At 56.6% G+C, this 17,605-nt stretch carries 13 protein-coding genes; 10 read left to right on the top strand and 3 right to left on the bottom strand.

Annotated elements, in window-relative coordinates:
- Nucleotides 1-29 precede the first annotated feature (29 nt).
- The 7 genes from NHH03_RS04130 (at nt 30) to NHH03_RS04160 (ending at nt 9,966) form a co-directional block, all read left to right on the top strand.
- The gene (locus tag NHH03_RS04130; RefSeq protein WP_253154480.1) at nt 30-2,420 is read left to right on the top strand and encodes an HD family phosphohydrolase; all 2,391 of its coding nucleotides are present in this window, start codon (nt 30-32) and stop codon (nt 2,418-2,420) included.
- Complete coding sequence (gene ybeY / locus NHH03_RS04135) at nt 2,417-2,965, top strand: rRNA maturation RNase YbeY (RefSeq protein ID WP_253154481.1); 549 nt, start codon at nt 2,417-2,419, stop codon at nt 2,963-2,965. Before NHH03_RS04130 ends, ybeY begins: the two co-directional genes overlap by 4 nt.
- A 25-nt stretch (nt 2,966-2,990) precedes the next feature.
- Nucleotides 2,991-4,265: a hemolysin family protein gene (locus tag NHH03_RS04140; RefSeq protein ID WP_253154482.1), complete on the top strand. Its 1,275-nt coding sequence runs from the start codon at nt 2,991-2,993 to the stop codon at nt 4,263-4,265.
- A gap of 264 nt (nt 4,266-4,529) precedes the next feature.
- Nucleotides 4,530-6,389, top strand: coding sequence for a 2-oxoacid:acceptor oxidoreductase subunit alpha (locus NHH03_RS04145; protein WP_253154483.1), 1,860 nt, complete (start codon nt 4,530-4,532; stop codon nt 6,387-6,389).
- Nucleotides 6,390-6,469: 80 nt separating this feature from the next.
- Nucleotides 6,470-7,480 carry a 2-oxoacid:ferredoxin oxidoreductase subunit beta gene (locus NHH03_RS04150; protein WP_253154484.1) on the top strand — a complete coding sequence of 337 codons (1,011 nt, stop codon included), beginning with the start codon at nt 6,470-6,472 and terminating at the stop codon, nt 7,478-7,480.
- Nucleotides 7,481-7,534: 54 nt separating this feature from the next.
- Entirely contained in the window at nt 7,535-8,476 is a 942-nt protein-coding gene (gene cysK / locus NHH03_RS04155) for a cysteine synthase A (RefSeq protein WP_253154485.1), read from the top strand.
- A gap of 458 nt (nt 8,477-8,934) precedes the next feature.
- Complete coding sequence (locus NHH03_RS04160; RefSeq protein ID WP_253154486.1) at nt 8,935-9,966, top strand: DUF4261 domain-containing protein; 1,032 nt, start codon at nt 8,935-8,937, stop codon at nt 9,964-9,966.
- On the opposite strand, the gene NHH03_RS04165 is transcribed toward NHH03_RS04160, so the two are convergent.
- The 3 genes from NHH03_RS04165 to NHH03_RS04175 all read right to left on the bottom strand — a co-directional run bounded on the left by NHH03_RS04165 (nt 9,963) and on the right by NHH03_RS04175 (nt 12,918).
- Entirely contained in the window at nt 9,963-10,571 is a 609-nt protein-coding gene (locus NHH03_RS04165; RefSeq protein ID WP_253154487.1) for a hypothetical protein, read from the bottom strand. The two genes, NHH03_RS04160 and NHH03_RS04165, sit on opposite strands and share 4 nt — an antisense overlap.
- A gap of 13 nt (nt 10,572-10,584) precedes the next feature.
- Nucleotides 10,585-11,283, bottom strand: coding sequence for an ATP-binding protein (locus NHH03_RS04170; RefSeq protein WP_253154488.1), 699 nt, complete (start codon nt 11,281-11,283; stop codon nt 10,585-10,587).
- Nucleotides 11,284-11,544: 261 nt separating this feature from the next.
- Nucleotides 11,545-12,918, bottom strand: coding sequence for an SLC13 family permease (locus NHH03_RS04175; protein WP_253154489.1), 1,374 nt, complete (start codon nt 12,916-12,918; stop codon nt 11,545-11,547).
- 121 nt (nt 12,919-13,039) lie between these two features.
- Here NHH03_RS04175 and NHH03_RS04180 point away from each other — a divergent pair, with 121 nt between their 5' ends.
- Genes NHH03_RS04180 through NHH03_RS04190 form a run of 3 tightly spaced genes read left to right on the top strand, consistent with a single transcriptional unit; the run spans nt 13,040 to nt 17,504 of the window.
- Nucleotides 13,040-14,866 (top strand): cyclic nucleotide-binding domain-containing protein, encoded by a 1,827-nt coding sequence (locus tag NHH03_RS04180; RefSeq protein WP_253154490.1) that lies wholly within the window; start codon nt 13,040-13,042, stop codon nt 14,864-14,866.
- Between the two features lie 3 nt (nt 14,867-14,869).
- A complete protein-coding gene (locus NHH03_RS04185; RefSeq protein ID WP_253154491.1) occupies nt 14,870-15,700 on the top strand; it encodes a hypothetical protein in 831 nt (276 codons plus the stop codon).
- A 22-nt stretch (nt 15,701-15,722) separates the two neighbouring features.
- On the top strand, nt 15,723-17,504 hold the full coding sequence (locus tag NHH03_RS04190) for a hypothetical protein (protein WP_253154492.1): 1,782 nt from the start codon (nt 15,723-15,725) through the stop codon (nt 17,502-17,504).
- Nucleotides 17,505-17,605: the final 101 nt, after the last annotated feature.

A 17,605-nucleotide genomic window follows, 5' to 3' on the forward strand; every position in this document is an offset into this window, starting at 1 on the left:
CCGAATCGGGGTGCTGCGTTTCCGCAGTGATGAACGGCCAAAACAAAACGCGTACGCGTCAAGAGCGCATTGAATCGCTTGGGATCCCCAAGCCGAAGTTTGTTCAATGGTGGATTGACAGCGACAAAGCGGATTGGGCGGTGCGGATCGCCATTGGCGTGTTTGCCGCCGTGGCATTGCTGGTGGTCTGTCGCGCCTGGGAGCCGCGGTTTGCCTTTCGCAGCGGCACCATACCGATGCGGTCTGTGATCGCACGCGTCGATTTTGAAGTCGAAGACGAGATCGATTCCGAGGCGCAGCGGCTAAAGAAAGTCCGCGAGTTGCCCGTTTTCTATCACAACCGGTTGGCATCACTGCAGCAACTGCGCGCCAGATTGAAAAACCGCCTGCTTGTGATCCTGCATGCCGCATCGCTACAGGAGATGGGCACCGAACAGAGCAGCGCGTTCGCCGAGTTTGCCGATTCGGTTCCGGTCACGCCCGAATCAGCCGGTGACGGTGAACCGTCGGCATCAGACAAGTTCAACGCGATCAAAGCCGTCTTGGGGGGCGACAAAGAACTGGAAAAGCTGGACACGGCGTTCCGGACCCTGACAACCGACGAATTTAAAAATGGTTTGCTGCAGTCGCTCAAGCATGCCCCCGAACAGGGCAGCCAGCGCGAGATTCGCGTCTACACGACGGATCCCTCGGACGCCGTGCATGTCAAAGTCGATGACGTGCAGATTGCGCTCATGCAACCAAAGATCGACAAGATGTTGGCCGAGGAATTCCGGCGTCTGTTCGGCGGTGAAGTCGACGTGGATCAGGCACGCTTGGTCGCCAAGATGATCAGTAAGTGGATCGATGCTCATTTGCCCGAGTACGTGACGCTGACCTATGACGACGAAGCCAGTGAGAAGGCGCGAGCCGAGATTGCCGCCAGTGTGCCGCCGGTGATGAAGAAGTTTCATGCGGGAAAAAGCGAGCTGGCCGATGCCGGTGAACCGCTTGAACCGGATGAACTGCGTCTGCTGAGGCAGGAACACGTGCAGTGGACCAAATACCGCGGGACCACCGATCGCATCGCCCGCACGTTGGCCTATGCCGGCATGATTGCGGCGCTGTACTTGTTGTGCGGTTCGTACATCGTGTTCGTCGATGACCGTTCGTTGGTGCTGGACCGGGTCAAACTATCCAAGCTGTTGTTGCTGTTCGTCTGCACGATCGGGATCAGTTTTTGGGTCGCCAGCGACCAGTATCGCAGTGAGCTGGCGCCGTTGGTGGTCGCATCGATCATTACCGCGATCGTCTATGGGCGTGATCTGGCGCTGCTGTTGATGTCCGCGGCATGTATTAGCGTGACGCTGTTTTTGAACGAAGACCTGCGACACCTGGTGATGCTGACCGCGGCGACGACCAGTGCCACGCTGTTGTCCGGTCGAATTCGTTCGCACAGCCACCTGTTGTTTGTCGGTGCTGTTTCTGCTGCGGTCACGATATTGACGGTGGTCGGCGTGGGGATCGTTGCCGGTGAAACCATGACCGTTTCGGTGGGGGTGGGCTCGGATTTGCAAGCGGCTCCACCGACGGCGACTCCGTTTTTGGACGTCTTGAAAGTCCTGATTCAGGAAGGGCTGCGCGCGGGAGCCTTTATCGTCGTCAGTGCTGCCGCATTGACGCCCGTGTTGCCACTGATTGAGAAAGTGTTCGGGGTTCAGACGGATCTAAGTCTGTTGAGTCTGAGTGATGCCAGCCATCCGTTGCTGCGACGTTTGGCACAGCGGGCACCGGGGACTTACAACCACAGTATCAATGTGGCATCGATCGCCGAAGCCGCCGCGGATTCGATCGGCGCGAATGGTTTATTGGTTCGGGTGGGCGCCTATTTCCATGACATCGGCAAGATGTTCAAGCCGGAATACTTCATCGAAAACCAAAGCGGTGTCAATCAACATGATTCGCTGCAGCCGGCGATGAGCACGTTGGTGATCATTGCACACGTCAAGGACGGTGCGGATTTGGCTCGCAATCACCATTTGCCGCAGCCGATCATCGATTTGATCATGCAGCACCACGGCACCACGCTGGTCGAGTACTTCTTTAACGAAGCGGCCAAACGCAGCGAAGACAATCCGAACGAAAAACAAGTCAGTGACAAAGACTTTCGCTATCCCGGACCGAAACCGCAAACACTAGAAGCGGCCGTGATGATGCTGGCCGACACCGTGGAAAGCGCCAGCCGTACGCTGGTCGATCCCACACCGGCTAGAATTCAGAACCTGGTCGATCGAATCGCACAGAAGAAAATGGCCGATGGTCAATTCGACGAATGCGGGCTGACGTTCCGCCAATTGAACCTGGTGCGTAAGAGTCTGGTCAAATCGTTGACAGCGATCTATCACGCACGTGTCAAATATCCCAGCCAACAACCTGCATGATTGATCCCGGAGCGCCGCAGCAAATGCGGCCAGCAAGCGATCCTGACTCGTCTCCGCTAACGGTTGAAATCCTCTGGGACTCGCCCGTCCAGGATTGGCGCCAACGCCTTGATCTGACAGATCAGCGAATCGTTCAAGCCGTTGTGCTGGCGGCCGCCGAGCGCGGGTTCGATAGCGGCGAGATCGGTGTTCGCGTGACGGACGATCGGTCGATCCATGAAATCAATCGGCGGCATCTCTCGCACGATTACCCCACCGACGTGATCAGTTTCATGTATCGCGCCGACGGCGGACAGCTTGAAGGCGAATTGGTGGTCAGCATCGACACCGCGGCCGAAAACGCCGATCAAGCCGATTGGTCGGTCGCCGAGGAACTGTTGCTGTATGTGATCCACGGTGTGTTGCACATCGGTGGGATGGACGATCATGCCCCCGACGACCGCGAAGCGATGCGTCGCAGCGAGCGCGCGGTGCTCCAGCGGATGGGAGTTCGGACCACGGCAGACGACGCGTCGGCCTCTTCGGAGGGTTCCAGTGTTGGTTAGTTTTTGGCCCTGTTTGTTGATCTCGATGGCCGGTTTTTTGCTCAGCAGCATCGGCGGATTGGGCGCCGAACTGCTGGACTCGTTTGCCGGCCGATCGCTGGAAGCGTTTTGTCGATTCAAAAAGCGACGCGAGCGGTTCACATCGGTCTTGGAACACCAGGACGCGGCAATTCGCGGTAGCGAGTACCTGCGGATGATCGGGACCGTGCTGTTTCTGATTGCCGGCACCGCGGCGCTGATCATCCACAAGCAGGACGTCGAAGCGGTGGCGATGAGCTGGACGCTGGGTTCATTGGCGGTGTGGTGTGTGGTGGCGATGTTTTCGATGATGGCGGTGCATTCCTGGTTGCCCGAAGCCGTCACGCGGTTCGCGTCGGCGCCGCTGCTGTATCACACCTGGCCGTTCTGGCGATCGCTGTCGTCGGTGATGAATCCGTTCTCGCTGCCCGGAGAGATCATCGAAGCGATCACGCGACGATTGTCGGGGCAAGAGGAGAACGAGGACGAGCCGGAGGAATTGTTGGAAGATGAAATCCGCACGATCATCGCGGCGGGGACCAACCGAGGCATCTTTGGTCCCGGCGTTCGGGAAATGATCCAAAACGTGATGGACCTGGGGGACGACACCGTCGGCCATATCATGACCGTTCGCGGCGACATCGATGCGGTTGAAGTCGGTGACAGTTGGCCGGTGGTGATGCAGCAGGTCATTGATTCGGGTCGCACGCGGTTGCCGGTCTATGATGGCACCTTGGATCAGGTGGTGGGCGTGTTGTACGTCAAGGATTTGTTGCCTGAACTAAGTGACGGCAAAACGCCAGCGCGGCCGCTGAGTGATTTGATGCGTCACGCCTGGACCGTTCCGGTCGATCGCAGTGTGGATGCTCTGTTGCGAGAGTTCTTGCACAGTCGCAGTCACATGGCGATTGTGCTGGATGAATTCCAGCAGACCGCCGGCGTGGTGACGATCGAGGATGCGTTGGAAGAGATCGTCGGTGAAATTGTTGACGAATCCGACGAGGACGAAGAAACGCGGTTCGACGTGATTGACGAAACCACGGTGATCGTCAGCGGTCGGGTGATGGTCGATGATTTGAACGATCGATTGCACTGGACGCTGCCGGAAAGCGACGATTACGAAACCATCGCCGGATTGGTGCTCAACAGCCTGGGGAAAATCCCCGAATCGGGGGCCACGTTCGAAATCGGCGACGCCGCCTTTGAAGTGTTGCAGGCGACCAGCCAAAAAATCGAAATGATGGAAGTTCGCTATCAACCCGGTGGCCGGATTGCGGTCTAACCGCATGAAAGCCCCCGATTTGCAAGTCCAGCTCGCTGTTGGGATGGCGTTTCTTGTGCAAAATGCCCGATTCACCACGCCGGGTCATTACGTTTTGCCGACCGAATTATAGAATTTGACGAATGTTTCTCAATTGGAACACTCGATACAACCCCTACAGTCCGTTCGCATCAAGTATTGGCGCTTGATGCCGATCGTCCCAGCAGGTCTTGCTGTGACGGGGACACTCAGGCGGACCCGCCAGACGAAACGAAAACTCTGTTCATGACGACCAAAAAAGAAGTCAAATCGGTATCCGGAATCACCGTGCGTTTGGCAGGCGACTCCGGCGATGGAATGCAATTGCTGGGTACCCAGCTGACCAATACCAGTGCCTTGGCGGGAAACGATGTCGCAACGTTCCCCGATTTTCCGGCGGAAATCCGTGCCCCCCGAGGCACGCGAGCCGGTGTCAGCGGTTTCCAGGTCCAATTCGCCCAAACTGAAATTTTCACGCCCGGCGACACCCTCGATGCGCTGGTGGTGATGAACCCTGCGGCGATGGTGACCAACATCCAGGATCTGCGCAAAGGCGGAATCCTGATCGCCAACGAAGACGGCTTTACCGAGAAAGATTTCAAATTGGCCAAAGTCGACGCCAATCCGCTCGACGCAACCGTGATCAATGACAGTTATCGGCTGATCAAAGTCCCGATGACTCAGTTGACCCGGACGGCGGTTTCCGAGCACGGTTTAAGCCCCAAAATTGCCGACCGCTGCAAGAACTTCTTTGCGATGGGATTGGTGTATTGGTTGTTCGGGCGATCGCTGGATCCGACACTGCGGTTCATCGAGAACAAATTCGGACGCAAACCCGATGTTGCGTCGGCCAACGTGACCGCACTGCGAGCCGGTTGGGCGTATGGCGAAACCACCGAAGCGTTTGGCGAAAGTTATCAAGTCGATGCGGCCGACCTGAAACCCGGAACCTATCGCAACATCATGGGCAACCAAGCCCTGGCATTGGGATTGGTCGCGGCGAGCCGGTTGAGCAACAAGGATATGTTCTATGGAACCTATCCCATCACGCCGGCCAGTGACATCTTGCACGAACTGACCAAACACAAAAATTTTGGTGTGCGCACCTTTCAAGCCGAAGACGAAATCTCCGCGATGTGCGCCACCATCGGAGCGGCGTTCGGCGGCACGATGGCCGTGACCGCAAGCAGTGGTCCCGGGATCGCGCTCAAAGCCGAGGCGATGGGATTGGGGATGATGTTGGAACTGCCGATGATCGTCATCAACGTCCAACGCGGCGGTCCCAGCACGGGGTTGCCGACCAAAACCGAGCAAAGCGATTTGTTGCAAGCGATGTTTGGCCGTAACGGCGAATCACCGCTGCCGATCATCGCGCCACAATCCCCCGCGGATTGTTTTGACATGGCCATCGAAGCCTGGCGGATCGCAACCGAATGCATGGTTCCAGTGATGATCTTGTCAGACGGCTACATTGCTAACGGCAGTGAGCCCTGGAAGATCCCGACCACGGATTCGCTCTCGCACATCAAGATCGAACATCCCGCCGGAATCGAAGCGGGGGAACCGTTCTTGCCCTACCTGCGTGATGAAAACCTGGCTCGCCCATGGGCCATTCCAGGCACCGAAGGACTGATGCACCGACTGGGTGGATTGGAAAAGGAAAACGAAACCGGCAACGTCAGCTATGACCCGGCCAACCACCAATTCATGGTGGAAACCCGGGCGGCGAAGGTTGCCAACATCGCCGACCGCATCCCCGACCAGGAGGTGTTTGGGGAGAGCAGTGGTGATTTGCTGGTGTTATCGTGGGGCGGAACCTACGGTGCCTGTCACACCGCCGTGCAGCGGTGCCAACAAGCCGGACACCGTGTCAGCCATACACATTTGCGATACATCAATCCGTTCCCCAAAAACCTGGGTGAACTGATGAAAGGTTTCGATCGCGTGTTGGTCCCCGAATTGAATATGGGCCAGTTGCGAATGCTGCTGCGGGCGAAGTACTTAGTCGACTGTATCGGCTTCAACAAAGTCCAAGGCAAACCGTTTGCCGTTAGCGAATTGATCGAACAGATCGAGGCGCAACTGGCGTCACCGGTTGCCGCCTAAACTCCGATTCGCACGCTCGCAGGCGATCCAATGCCTGCCAGCCCCACCCTTCAAATATTCGTTTTCAGTAATCGCCTGCTATGTCCCTTCCAGTTCTTAAAGCCGCTGATTTTGCTTCCGACCAAGACGTACGTTGGTGCCCAGGATGCGGCGACTATGCGATTTTGGCGCAGATGAAAAAGGTCCTACCCGAATTGGGTGTTCCGCGCGAAAAGATCGTCTTCATTAGCGGTATCGGCTGTAGCAGCCGATTCCCGTACTACATGAACACCTACGGGATGCACAGCATTCACGGCCGTGCACCAACGTTTGCAACCGGTTTGAAATCGACTCGACCGGATTTGATGGTGTGGGTGATCACCGGCGATGGCGACGCGCTTTCGATCGGCGGCAATCATTTCATCCATGTGCTGCGACGCAATTTGGACATCAACATCGTGTTGTTTAACAACCGCATCTATGGACTGACCAAAGGCCAATACAGCCCGACCAGTAGCGAAGGCCAGGTGACGAAAAGCACGCCGATGGGATCGATCGACCATCCGCTTAATCCGCTGTCGGTGGCGTTGGCCGCCGAAGCCACCTTCGTCGCCCGTACACTGGACGCTCACGTCAAACATCTCGGGACCGTGCTGAAACGCGCCTCGGAGCACAAAGGGACTTCGCTGGTCGAGGTTTATCAGAACTGCAACGTGTTCAACGACGGAGCGATGGCGTACGCCCAAGAAAAGAAACAGCGGGCCGATAACGTCGTGGAACTCGAGCACGGCAAGCCGTTGGTGTTCGGCAAAGAGAATGAAAAAGGCATTCGTTTAGTCGGTAATCATCTGGAAATCGTCAATCGCAGCGACGTGCAAGACGATGATCTGTTGATTCACGATGAAAAAGATCCCAACCCATCGATCCAGATGATGTTGGCACGAATGCGTTATCCCGAGATGCCTGAACCGATCGGCGTGCTGCGTCAGGTCGAAGGCGTCGCTACGTACAATGACCAGATCAACGACCAAGTCGCACTCGCCAAACAAAAGCAAGGCGAAGGCGAATTGGAAAAACTGTTCCACTCAGGTGATACCTGGGTCGTGAACTAATCGGCCCATCGACTGAATCGATTCACCAACCGGTTTTCTCCAGGGAAGAATTAAATGCCACGCGGAAAGACATACCCAAACGTCACGAGAGCCATCGGCGAAACCCCCATGATCCAAGTCAATCGCTTGGTTCCCGAGGGCGGCGCAACCGTGTTTGCAAAGTGTGAGTTCTTTCAACCGCTCAACAGCGTCAAGGATCGAATCGGCGTTGCGATGATCGAAGCCGGTGAGAAAGACGGATCGATCAACGCCGAGACCCACATCATCGAGCCGACCAGCGGAAACACCGGCATTGCATTGGCATTCGTTTGTGCCGCCAAAGGGTACAAGTTGACATTGACGATGCCCGAATCGATGTCCGTGGAACGACGTGCCCTATTGCGTGCGATGGGTGCCAACTTGGTTTTGACACCCGCCGGTGATGGCATGAAAGGCGCGATCAATACCGCCGCCGAACTGGTTGCAGCCGGCGACAATGCGTTTATGCCACAACAGTTCGAGAACCCGGCAAACCCCGCGATCCACGAAGCCACCACAGGGCCAGAGATCTGGGAAGACAGCGGACAACAGATCGACGCGATCGTGGCCGGCGTCGGTACCGGCGGAACCATCACCGGTGTGGCTCGCTACATGAAGCAAAAAAACCCTGACTTCAAAGCCTTTGCCGTCGAACCGGTCCACTCCGCTGTGATCGGCGGTGGGTCACCTGGCAAGCACCGCATTCAAGGCATCGGTGCCGGTTTCATCCCCAAGAATTTGGACACCAGTCTGATCGACGACGTGGTCCAAGTGGAAGACGAAGACGCGTTTACCTGGGGACGTCGTTTGGCGAAAGAGGAAGGCATCGTGGCGGGCATCAGCAGTGGTGCCAACATGTGGGCCGCTGCCCAAGTTGCCGCCCGCCCGGAAATGAAAGGCAAGCGGATCGTCACGATCATGTGCAGCCTGGGTGAACGCTATCTCAGCACACCGCTGTTTGGTGATCTGGGTCTGTAAGCTACGGCGCCCCGACGAAAGAATCTGTTGAGCCGCCCTGCCCGGCGACTGCACGCGTTTTGAAGCCAGCGCTTCAATGGTAACCCACGCGTCAGCGAGGGATTTAGGGTGTTAGCGGGATGCCTGGCTGACAGGTTTTAAGTTGCGTTTTTTCGGTAACCCGACGCATCAGCGAGAGATTTGGGGTCTTAATGGGATCCCTCGCTCACTTTTCGGTTACCAAAAAACAATGCCCCACGCAAAAGCGCTGGCTTTAAAACGGTCGCGCCGGGTTACCAAAGCACGATGCCTCATGCAAAACCTACTTGTAAAACTCGCATCGGTGAGGGCCACCATGCCCCCCACGCCGTGCCGTCAAAAGGACTCGCCGAATACGGTGATTTGGGCTAAAAACCGCGCCCGGTAACGGTTATGGTTGCCGGTCTTTCATTGCAGCAAAACAGCGATTGCGGACCAATATGGCGAAGGGTTTGTTTACACAGGGAATGTGCATCCTATTGCGGGATCGCGTTGCGCTCTCTGCACTGCAAGAAAAGCTGGCATCGTTTGATTTTGTGGGGGTCCAGGAATCGGTCGTCGATGGTGCATCGCCCGAAACGTTGGTGCTGGATTTTCGTCCCGAAGTCGGCGGGCATTTGCTGGTGACGCCGTCCACCGATCCGTGGCCGGATCTGATGGGCGATCCTGAATCCGAACCCGATACGTTCGTGGCTTGGTCGCTGGGCCAATTTGGTCCGCTGGCCTTTCCCGGCTGCCTGCAACGTGCCGGTGAACAATCGTGGGGCTGGGAACAGGGCGAACAGGCCGTCGAAGAACACACCGCCCATGTCAGATTGTTGATCAGTTACGTGCTCGGTGCCGACGAATCAGAGGAACCGGGCGAAGACGAATCCGAGGATGTGGTGCTGATCCCCGAGGATTATGATCCGATCGGTGAGCTGCAGTTTCTGACTCGAGCCGTCTCGGCATTGCTGGAATTGCCCGAAGCGATTTGTTATTTCAATCCCGGCGGCGAAGTGCTGCGAGACCAAAACGGATTGCGGCAGGGATTGAATTACGCTTGGAACTATGAATTGCCGCCGTTGGACATGTGGACGAACGTCAGACTGTTCCGCGCCAATAATTCCTGGGCGATGATGGACACGGTCGGCATGGGCCAACTCGATATGCCCGACATGGAAGCGGTGTACGACACCAGCCGCTATGAACCGGCCGACGTGGAGCGGTTCTTGCGCAACGCGTCGCTGTATTTGATGAGCACGTCCGAAGAGTTCGAAGACGGGGATTCGGCCGACGGCCCCGGCGATATCAGTTGGAACGCGATCGAGTGCGAAGAAAGTCTGTCCGATCCGCCACGTGGGACCATCCGTTGGCTACCCGATGACGGTTCTGATCCTCCGGAATCCTTGATGCGCCGCAGCACAGATCTGGACGACGATGTTTTGGATCAAGAGCCCGATGACCTGGACGACGAAGCATTCGGGTACTAGACGTCCAATTCGTCCAGGCGGTTGATCAAGTCATCCAGATTCTGGTCGCTGCGGGTTCCAACGGCGGTTGGAGGTTTCGCTTGAGCGTCGGAGACCGCTGGGGTGGAACCGACCGGTGAGACGAGTGGCGTGGGGGTCGGGACAGGTTTTGTCCGCTGTGGCTGAGGCGATCGTGGTGGTGTGAGCCCGCCCAGCGAAACGGTTTTGACCGCCAGCGAGTCTTTCAGCCGGACCAGTTCCGCGGTGATCTTCGCCGCGTCGGTGTGTCGCGTTAGATCGAACAGGAACAATCGACGTACGCCGCTGCCAGCAGTTCTACCGCCCTCGTGGTCGGGATCCAATTGGTGCGGAGCTCGGACGCCATGGAACTCGATCCCGGACAGGACCGACAGCATGTCATCGGCGCTGCGCCAGTCCAGGATTGCCGAGGGAACGCTGATGCCGTCCAAGGTCAAACGGTCGGTGGAATCGGCGCTGATCGCGTCAAAGCGATCGACCAGGGTCAGGTCCAGTCCGGCGCGTCCAATCAAATAGCCCACCAAGGCTTCGGCGAGTGCCGCGCCGGCGGCGGGTGGGTTCTGGACCAAGATGACAGGCAGTCGCATTGTCAGTTTCGTATCACGCGTTGAATTTCAATGGGTTCGCTTGAGCGTCTTCGACCATATCATACAGTTCGAACCACAGGTCTCGAACATTCGTTTTGGGCGTGACGGGGCGATTCTTCAATTGATTGTCGACCAGTTTTCGAATTTCGTACGGCGAATCGTGTAGCAGATCACCCGCCAACGATCGAATCAATTTTTCCGAGGGACAAGTTTCGTGCACCGTCGTCCAGCCTGGGATGCGGTGGTGTGCCGTTGCCAGAATCGTCAACTTGTTGCTGCTGGCTGATTTCGCGATCCGCCACCGAGACAGATGTGAGAGTTGTTCCCAGCCATCGATCATGATCAGCCCCTGAGGTGGCAACTGTTTCAGATCCGCGCGAATCCGCCGGCTGGCGCGCATGCGTTCGCCAATCCGTTTCCGCAGCGGAATGTTGGGATCATTGCACAATTGATGAAAGGCAACCTTGGGATAGCTGCGTTGTAGTTTGGGCAAAAAGGTGTGCAGCAAAGTCGATTTGCCGGTTCCATGGGGCCCCAGGATCAAGCCGCGTTTGGCGGTGCGCAGTTGGGCCAGAACGGCTTCCAAATGCGAGTCGACGGTGTGCGGGCTGGTCCCACTGGCGCCGTGCGTGAACCGATACACAACTTGTGACGGCGCGACGCACTTGGTCGAAAACGGATTCGAGGGCTGAAAGGCGAACGAAGCATTCACCGTGAGACTCCGAAAAATTGATTGGTGGGAAGAGGACAGAATGGTTGTGGAACAACAGGTCAAGCAGGCACCTCTTACTTCATGCCCGATCCATCGCCCTCCGAATGTTTCGCCCTCGCTTGGGAGGGTGAAATCGTTTATGACTCGAATGCCAACACTAAAAAACTGCACGATCCACCTGCGTGCGGGAGTGTGGATCAGTATACCAATTCTGTGCCGCTGACGTTTCCGTCTGACTGAGCCAGTTTTGCAAACTGGCCGCTATAGCAGCAGGTAGCACATTGCGGTGACGATCACGACGCCCAGTAGATTCAGTACGATGCCTTCGCGAACCATCTGACTAATACGGATACGATCACTGCCGAAAATGATTGCGTTGGGAAGCGTGGCGGCTGGCAACATGAAGGCAAAACTGGCGCTGATCGTTGCCGGAATCATGACCAGTTTGGGATCGGCAATTGGAATCAGTGCCAGAATTGGCAACAACAGGTTGGCGGTCGCCGTGTTACTGGTCACCTCGGTCAAGAACGTGAGTGCCAGACAGGTCACGCCGACCACAATCAGCGGCGACATCGTTCCCAAGGCGCCCAGTTCCTGTCCCACCATTTCACTGATCCCTGTCGACCGGAACGCCTCGGCGATACACATCCCGCTCGCGCACAGAATCAGAATTCCCCATGGGATTTTGGAAACGTCCTCCCAGGTCATCAACATTTCACCTTTGCCATTTGGGATCAGATGCATGGCAATCACAGCGATCAGCGCGACCGAGGCATCATTGGCGTCGGGTATCCCCAGCAGGTCGCTCCAGCCACCGAAGGGTTCCGACCGAGTCATCCAAAGCAACGCGGTGACCACAAACACGGCCAAAGTCCGCTTTTCTTCGCTTCGCCAATGGCCGACTTTTGGCAGGACCAGACTTTCTGTGGTGGGCAGATTGCGTGTCAGCCAAAACGCGGTGACCGGCAACATCACAGCGATAATCGGCCAAGTCCAGATGGCCCACTGAGTGAACGAGGGGACTTCGCCGCCGATCTTTTTGAAGTTGTCGATGAAGATCAAATTCGGCGGGGTGCCGATCGGTGTTCCCGTGCCACCAATGCTGGCGGCATACGCGATGCCCAATAGCAGACAGACCGGCAATCGGCGATTGCTCGATCGCTCCAACACCGCCATGGCGATCGGCAGCATCATCAATGTGGTGGCTGCGTTGGAAATCCACATGCTCAACAGTGCCGTGGCTGCCATAAATCCAAATACCACGCGTTTGGGGTTTGCCCCCTGTGCGCTGTTGCCACCGAACAACTGGACCATCATCAATGCCAGTCGGCGGTGCGCGCCGCTGCGTTCCATGGCAGTGGACAACATGAACCCGCCCATCAACAGCAAAACGAGTTTGTTGCCGTACGCAGCGCCCACCTGCGTCGCCGTCAACACGCCGAACATTGGGAACAATGCGATCGGCAACAGCGAGGTCACGGCGATCGGAATGGGTTCCAACACCCACCAAACGGCGCACCAGGTGACGATCATCGCTGTGAAAACGACCGGAAACGTGTGGCCGGACGAGGCGACCAGGGCGGCGACGATTCCCGCAGCGATGGGACCGGCCAGCAGACAAATGACTTTATTCAACGAGAAGTACAAAAACAGAGGACCGTGAATGGTTTTGCTAGCGTGAAAGCGTAACGAAACTCAACGAAGCTTGCCCAGCTTGGCTTGACTTTCCTATCAAAAAACACCTATCGACTGAGCGATGGAACGTACCGATGCTATTCCAGTTCAACGCCCCAGCCGCTGGGACGAACCGCTCGACGGATCGATGACCGATGCCGACGTGGCTTGGCTGCGCACTCGCGTCCCCTTTAACGGCATGGATCGTTCCGCGTTTCCAAACGCAACACCGCTGGACGGCATCTTGCGCTATGATTGCCGACTGCACCGTGTCGAACCGGGAGAGGTCATTGTCCGCGAAGGAGACTACGGCAACAGCGCGTTTCTGGTGATCACCGGCTGCGTTCGCGCCCTGGTTGATTCCCTGACACCGACACAACTGGGCCGACAGCCCCAACGGGCGATCGGTTGGGGCGAGGCGTTGCAGCGTTTTCTATCTCGTTCGCGGTTTCCCGAAGCTCGCGACCCGGATCAAATCAGCGTGAATCGGGCCGGTGCCCCATCACATTCGATCCGTCAGGTGGACGACCACCCGGCGGTTTTTCTACAAGACTTTGAAGGCATCTTTCATCGGCATGAAACGGTTTCCCTGGGTCCAGGGGAACTGTTCGGCGAGGTCGCTGCGATGTATCGATCACCGCGAACTGCGACGGTGGTTGCTGAAACCGAGGCAGCATTGGTCGAGATTCGTTGGCAGGGATTACGTGTACTGCGCCGAGATCGACGCTTTGCGGATTCATTGGAACAGCATTACCGCCAGCATTGGCTACCCGTTCACTTGCGTGAGATACCGTTGCTAAGGTACTTGCCCGAATCGAATTTGCAGCGTGTGATCGAGTCGACGGAACTTCGTTCCTATGGCCGCATGGAATGGAACGCGAGTTACAAGAAAACCAGGAAATTGCCTGCTGCGGAGCAAATCCAGGCCGAACCGTTGGTGGTCGAAGAAGATCAATTGCCCACGGAATTGATCATTCTACGCAGTGGATTCGGTCGTCTCAGTGTGCGTCATGGTGCGGCACATCGGACGACGGCGTATTTGGGCAAGGGCCATTTGTTTGGTTTGGAAGAAATTGTTCACAACGCCACGCGACCCGATACAAGTCCGCCGATTCACTATCAAAATTCGTTGCGCGCCGTGGGTTTTTTGGATGCATTGGCGATTCCCGTCGAAGTCTTTGCGACGGAGATTTTGCCGCACATCCGCAAATCGGAATTGCCAGCGACCGTCAATCTATCGCAATTGCCAACGACTGGTTCCAGCGGTGAACGGCGACGTCGCCGTAGCGAGCGACGCTCGGAACAAGTTTCCGATTCAATCGAATCTCCACCGGTCGACGTGCGGCGATCCGGCGGTGACCGATTCGAATCAACCGGATTACTGGAATTCATCGTCCAAAACCGTTTGAACAACGGCCAGGACGCGATGGTGATTGATCTACACCGCTGCACCCGATGTGACGATTGTGTCAAAGCCTGTGGTGACGTACACGAAGGCAACCCGCGATTTGTCCGCCAAGGGGCGATCCACGATCGACTGCAGTTCGTCCAGGCCTGCATGCATTGTAGCGATCCGGTGTGCATGATCGGTTGTCCGACGGGGGCAATCGCACGCGACACGACCAATGGCGTGGTCTCCATTCACGATTCGATCTGTGTTGGTTGTGGCGTCTGTGCGGCGTCCTGTCCCTACGACACGATTCGAATGACTGATGTGGTTGATCGCAAGGGACGTCCGTTTATCGACGATGGCAATGGGAAACCAATTCGCAAAGCCACCAAGTGTGACCAGTGCAGTGGTCTGCCGTCTGGCCCCGCCTGCGTGGCGGCCTGTCCGCACGACGCGCTAGTGCGAATCGACTTGAGCGAATCACCACCGCTGACCAATTGGTTACAGAAGCGAAGCTAGCCGATGATCCAACCTTCCACCTGGCATTTCAAAACACGGCGTCTGGTGGCGCTGACGTTCACGCTGGTAGTGATCGCTGCGTTTTGGGCCATGAACCGTTGGCAATCCGATCGTTTAGGAAGTCCGGCGTACTTCACCGGTTTTACCGCCCTGTCCTGTCTAATGTTGTTGATGCTGTTGGGGGTTCGTCGGCGATTGCCGTTTTGGCGGTTGGGCAGCGTCAGCATGTGGACTCAGATTCATCTCTATGTGGGGCTGTTTACGACCGCGATTTACTTGATGCATGTGCCGGCACTGATCGCCAGCGGTCTTTTCGAATCATTCCTGTCAATGCTGTTTTTGATGGTCACGGCCAGTGGGTTTTACGGGCTGTATGCCAGTCGAACTTTGCCGCGAAAGTTAACACAGGTTGAAACGCAGCATCGATTTGATCAAACCGAATCGGGACGTCACCAGATTGCCACGGCTGCGCAGCAAACACATGGTCGATTGGCCGATTCGGCCGCTCAACAGGTATTGGACGCGTTTTATCAGCAGGTCCTGGCACCGTTTTTCATCAGTCGCCCTTCGCTGTCTTATGTGATCGCGCCCAGTGGCTATCGCCGGCGACGTTTGCTAGGTGACCTGAAAGAGCTCGATCGTTATTTGGAGACTGAGGGACGTCAATATGCCGGCCAGTTTGCCGCGTTGGTGCGACGGCGAGACGATCTAGATTACCAATACGCCCTCCAGCTACGATTGCGTTGTTGGGTCGTCTTTCACAGCTTGCTGTCAGTGGTTTTGATTGTCGCATCGATCATTCACGCGATCATCGTGCTCCGATTCATGGGGTGACGCCGGCAGGGCAAATGGATCAATGCGACACGACAAATTAGACCTGCCACCGGCACCCGATAACGATCGTCCCGGCGATCATTGGATGCACATTGCCGGCGACCATCCCGGGGATCTGCGCGCCGTGCGGACCTGGACGGGACGCCGACGTCGCATCTCGGTGTGTTTCTTGATCGTCTGTGTGTTGTTGGCGACGACGGCATTGGCACTGGTCGGTCGCGCCGATTTGTTCCAGCCAGGGGATCTATCCGACGCGCATGCGCAAGTCTTGGGTGGCGCGACCAGCGAGAGTTGTGGTGCCTGTCACACCGATGCGGCACAATCGCCGCTGGACTGGTTCTCTCGCGGCGGCCAGGACCACGCCGGTGTGACTCAAAGTGATTTGTGTCTGCAGTGTCATCATCGTACGATTCCACGAAATTTTGCATTCGCAGCGCATAATCTGCCACTCTCGGTTCGAGAGCAATTGACCGAGTCGATTCGAGTGGCGTCCGCCGGATCCGATCCGGCGGAGGGATTGTCGCTCCATCGAATGATCTCCAGCACCGGAATGGATCAGAACAATGTCCAGTGCAAGGTTTGCCATCAAGAGCATCATGGTGCCGACGCGGACCTGCGGTCGCTCTCAGATGCCCAGTGCCAAAGTTGTCATCTCGTTCAGTTCGGGTCGTTTGCCGACTCCCATCCCGATTGGGGCCGTTGGCCCTACGGCCGCGGTGGTGAGATTTCGTTTGACCATGCCAGTCACCAACTGAAACATTTTCCCCAGTGGAAATCTGGGCAAACCCGATTTGATTGTGCGATTTGCCATCCCGATTCTGGGCAAGTCAAACGCAGCGCTGGCTATCAGGCGAGCTGTCAAGGTTGTCACGATGACAGTCTGGAATTGCAGACGAACAAGGGCATCGGTTTAGTGGCGTTGCCAATGTTGCCCCAGTCGGTTGCCGAGCAGGTTACGAATTGGCCCGAGTCGGCGACCGGATTTGCAGACGGAGTGATTCCACCGTTGATGGAATTATTGTTGCGGGTTGATCCGCAGATGGCAGCGGTTCTGCGAGCGATTCCCAACGGCGATCTTTCTCGATTGGACGCCGACGACCCGGCCACCAGGGATCAATTACTGCAGCTAGCCGATCACTGTGGGCGACTATTGAAAGAGTTGGCTGTCGGCGGCCATCCGGTGATTGAGACCCGATTGGCGAAACAGGGGATTTCAGCGCAGTCACTGAGTCCGGTGCTGGGCACGTTGTCACCTCAGTTGATTGAATCGGCGATAGAGCATTGGTTTTCTTTCGATCGGCCGAACATCGCATCCGAGTTGCTATCCCAATCCAATGCGATTCCGTTTGACCAACGTGTCAGCAGTGGCGGTTGGTATCGTGATGACAATCAACTGACATTGCAGTATCGCGGTTCGGGGCATGCGGACCCGGTCTTGGTCGCGGTGATCGAAACATTCGCGCAGCTCGGCGAAACGGACCCACTGAAGAAACGCTTTTTTACAGACGTGGTCGTTTCAAGCTGTGTTTCCTGTCATGCATCGGCCAATTCAGTGCCATCGGTTTGGCGAGCAACGGCGTTCGAAGGCCAACGAAATCAGTTTACAAAATTCAATCACCAACCTCATTTGAACGTGTCTCAGCTCGGGCGATGTGATCATTGCCATCGGATCAACGCGGATCGATTGGTCGATCCGAAACTCGCCGAATTCCAACCGTTGCAACAAGCCACTTGTGCCGAGTGCCACACTGCCAAGTCCGCCGGTGATCAATGCACAACCTGTCACCGCTACCACATTCAATGACGGTTTCAGGGATTCGCTAGCGTGCGAAATTGACTGCGGCATTTCGCCCATAATTTCGGCTTGCTGAAGAAAACTTTAGAATGTTTTCAGGTGGCTTTTAT

This window comes from Stieleria tagensis (assembly GCF_024129865.1).
GTDB classification, from domain to species: domain Bacteria; phylum Planctomycetota; class Planctomycetia; order Pirellulales; family Pirellulaceae; genus Stieleria; species Stieleria tagensis.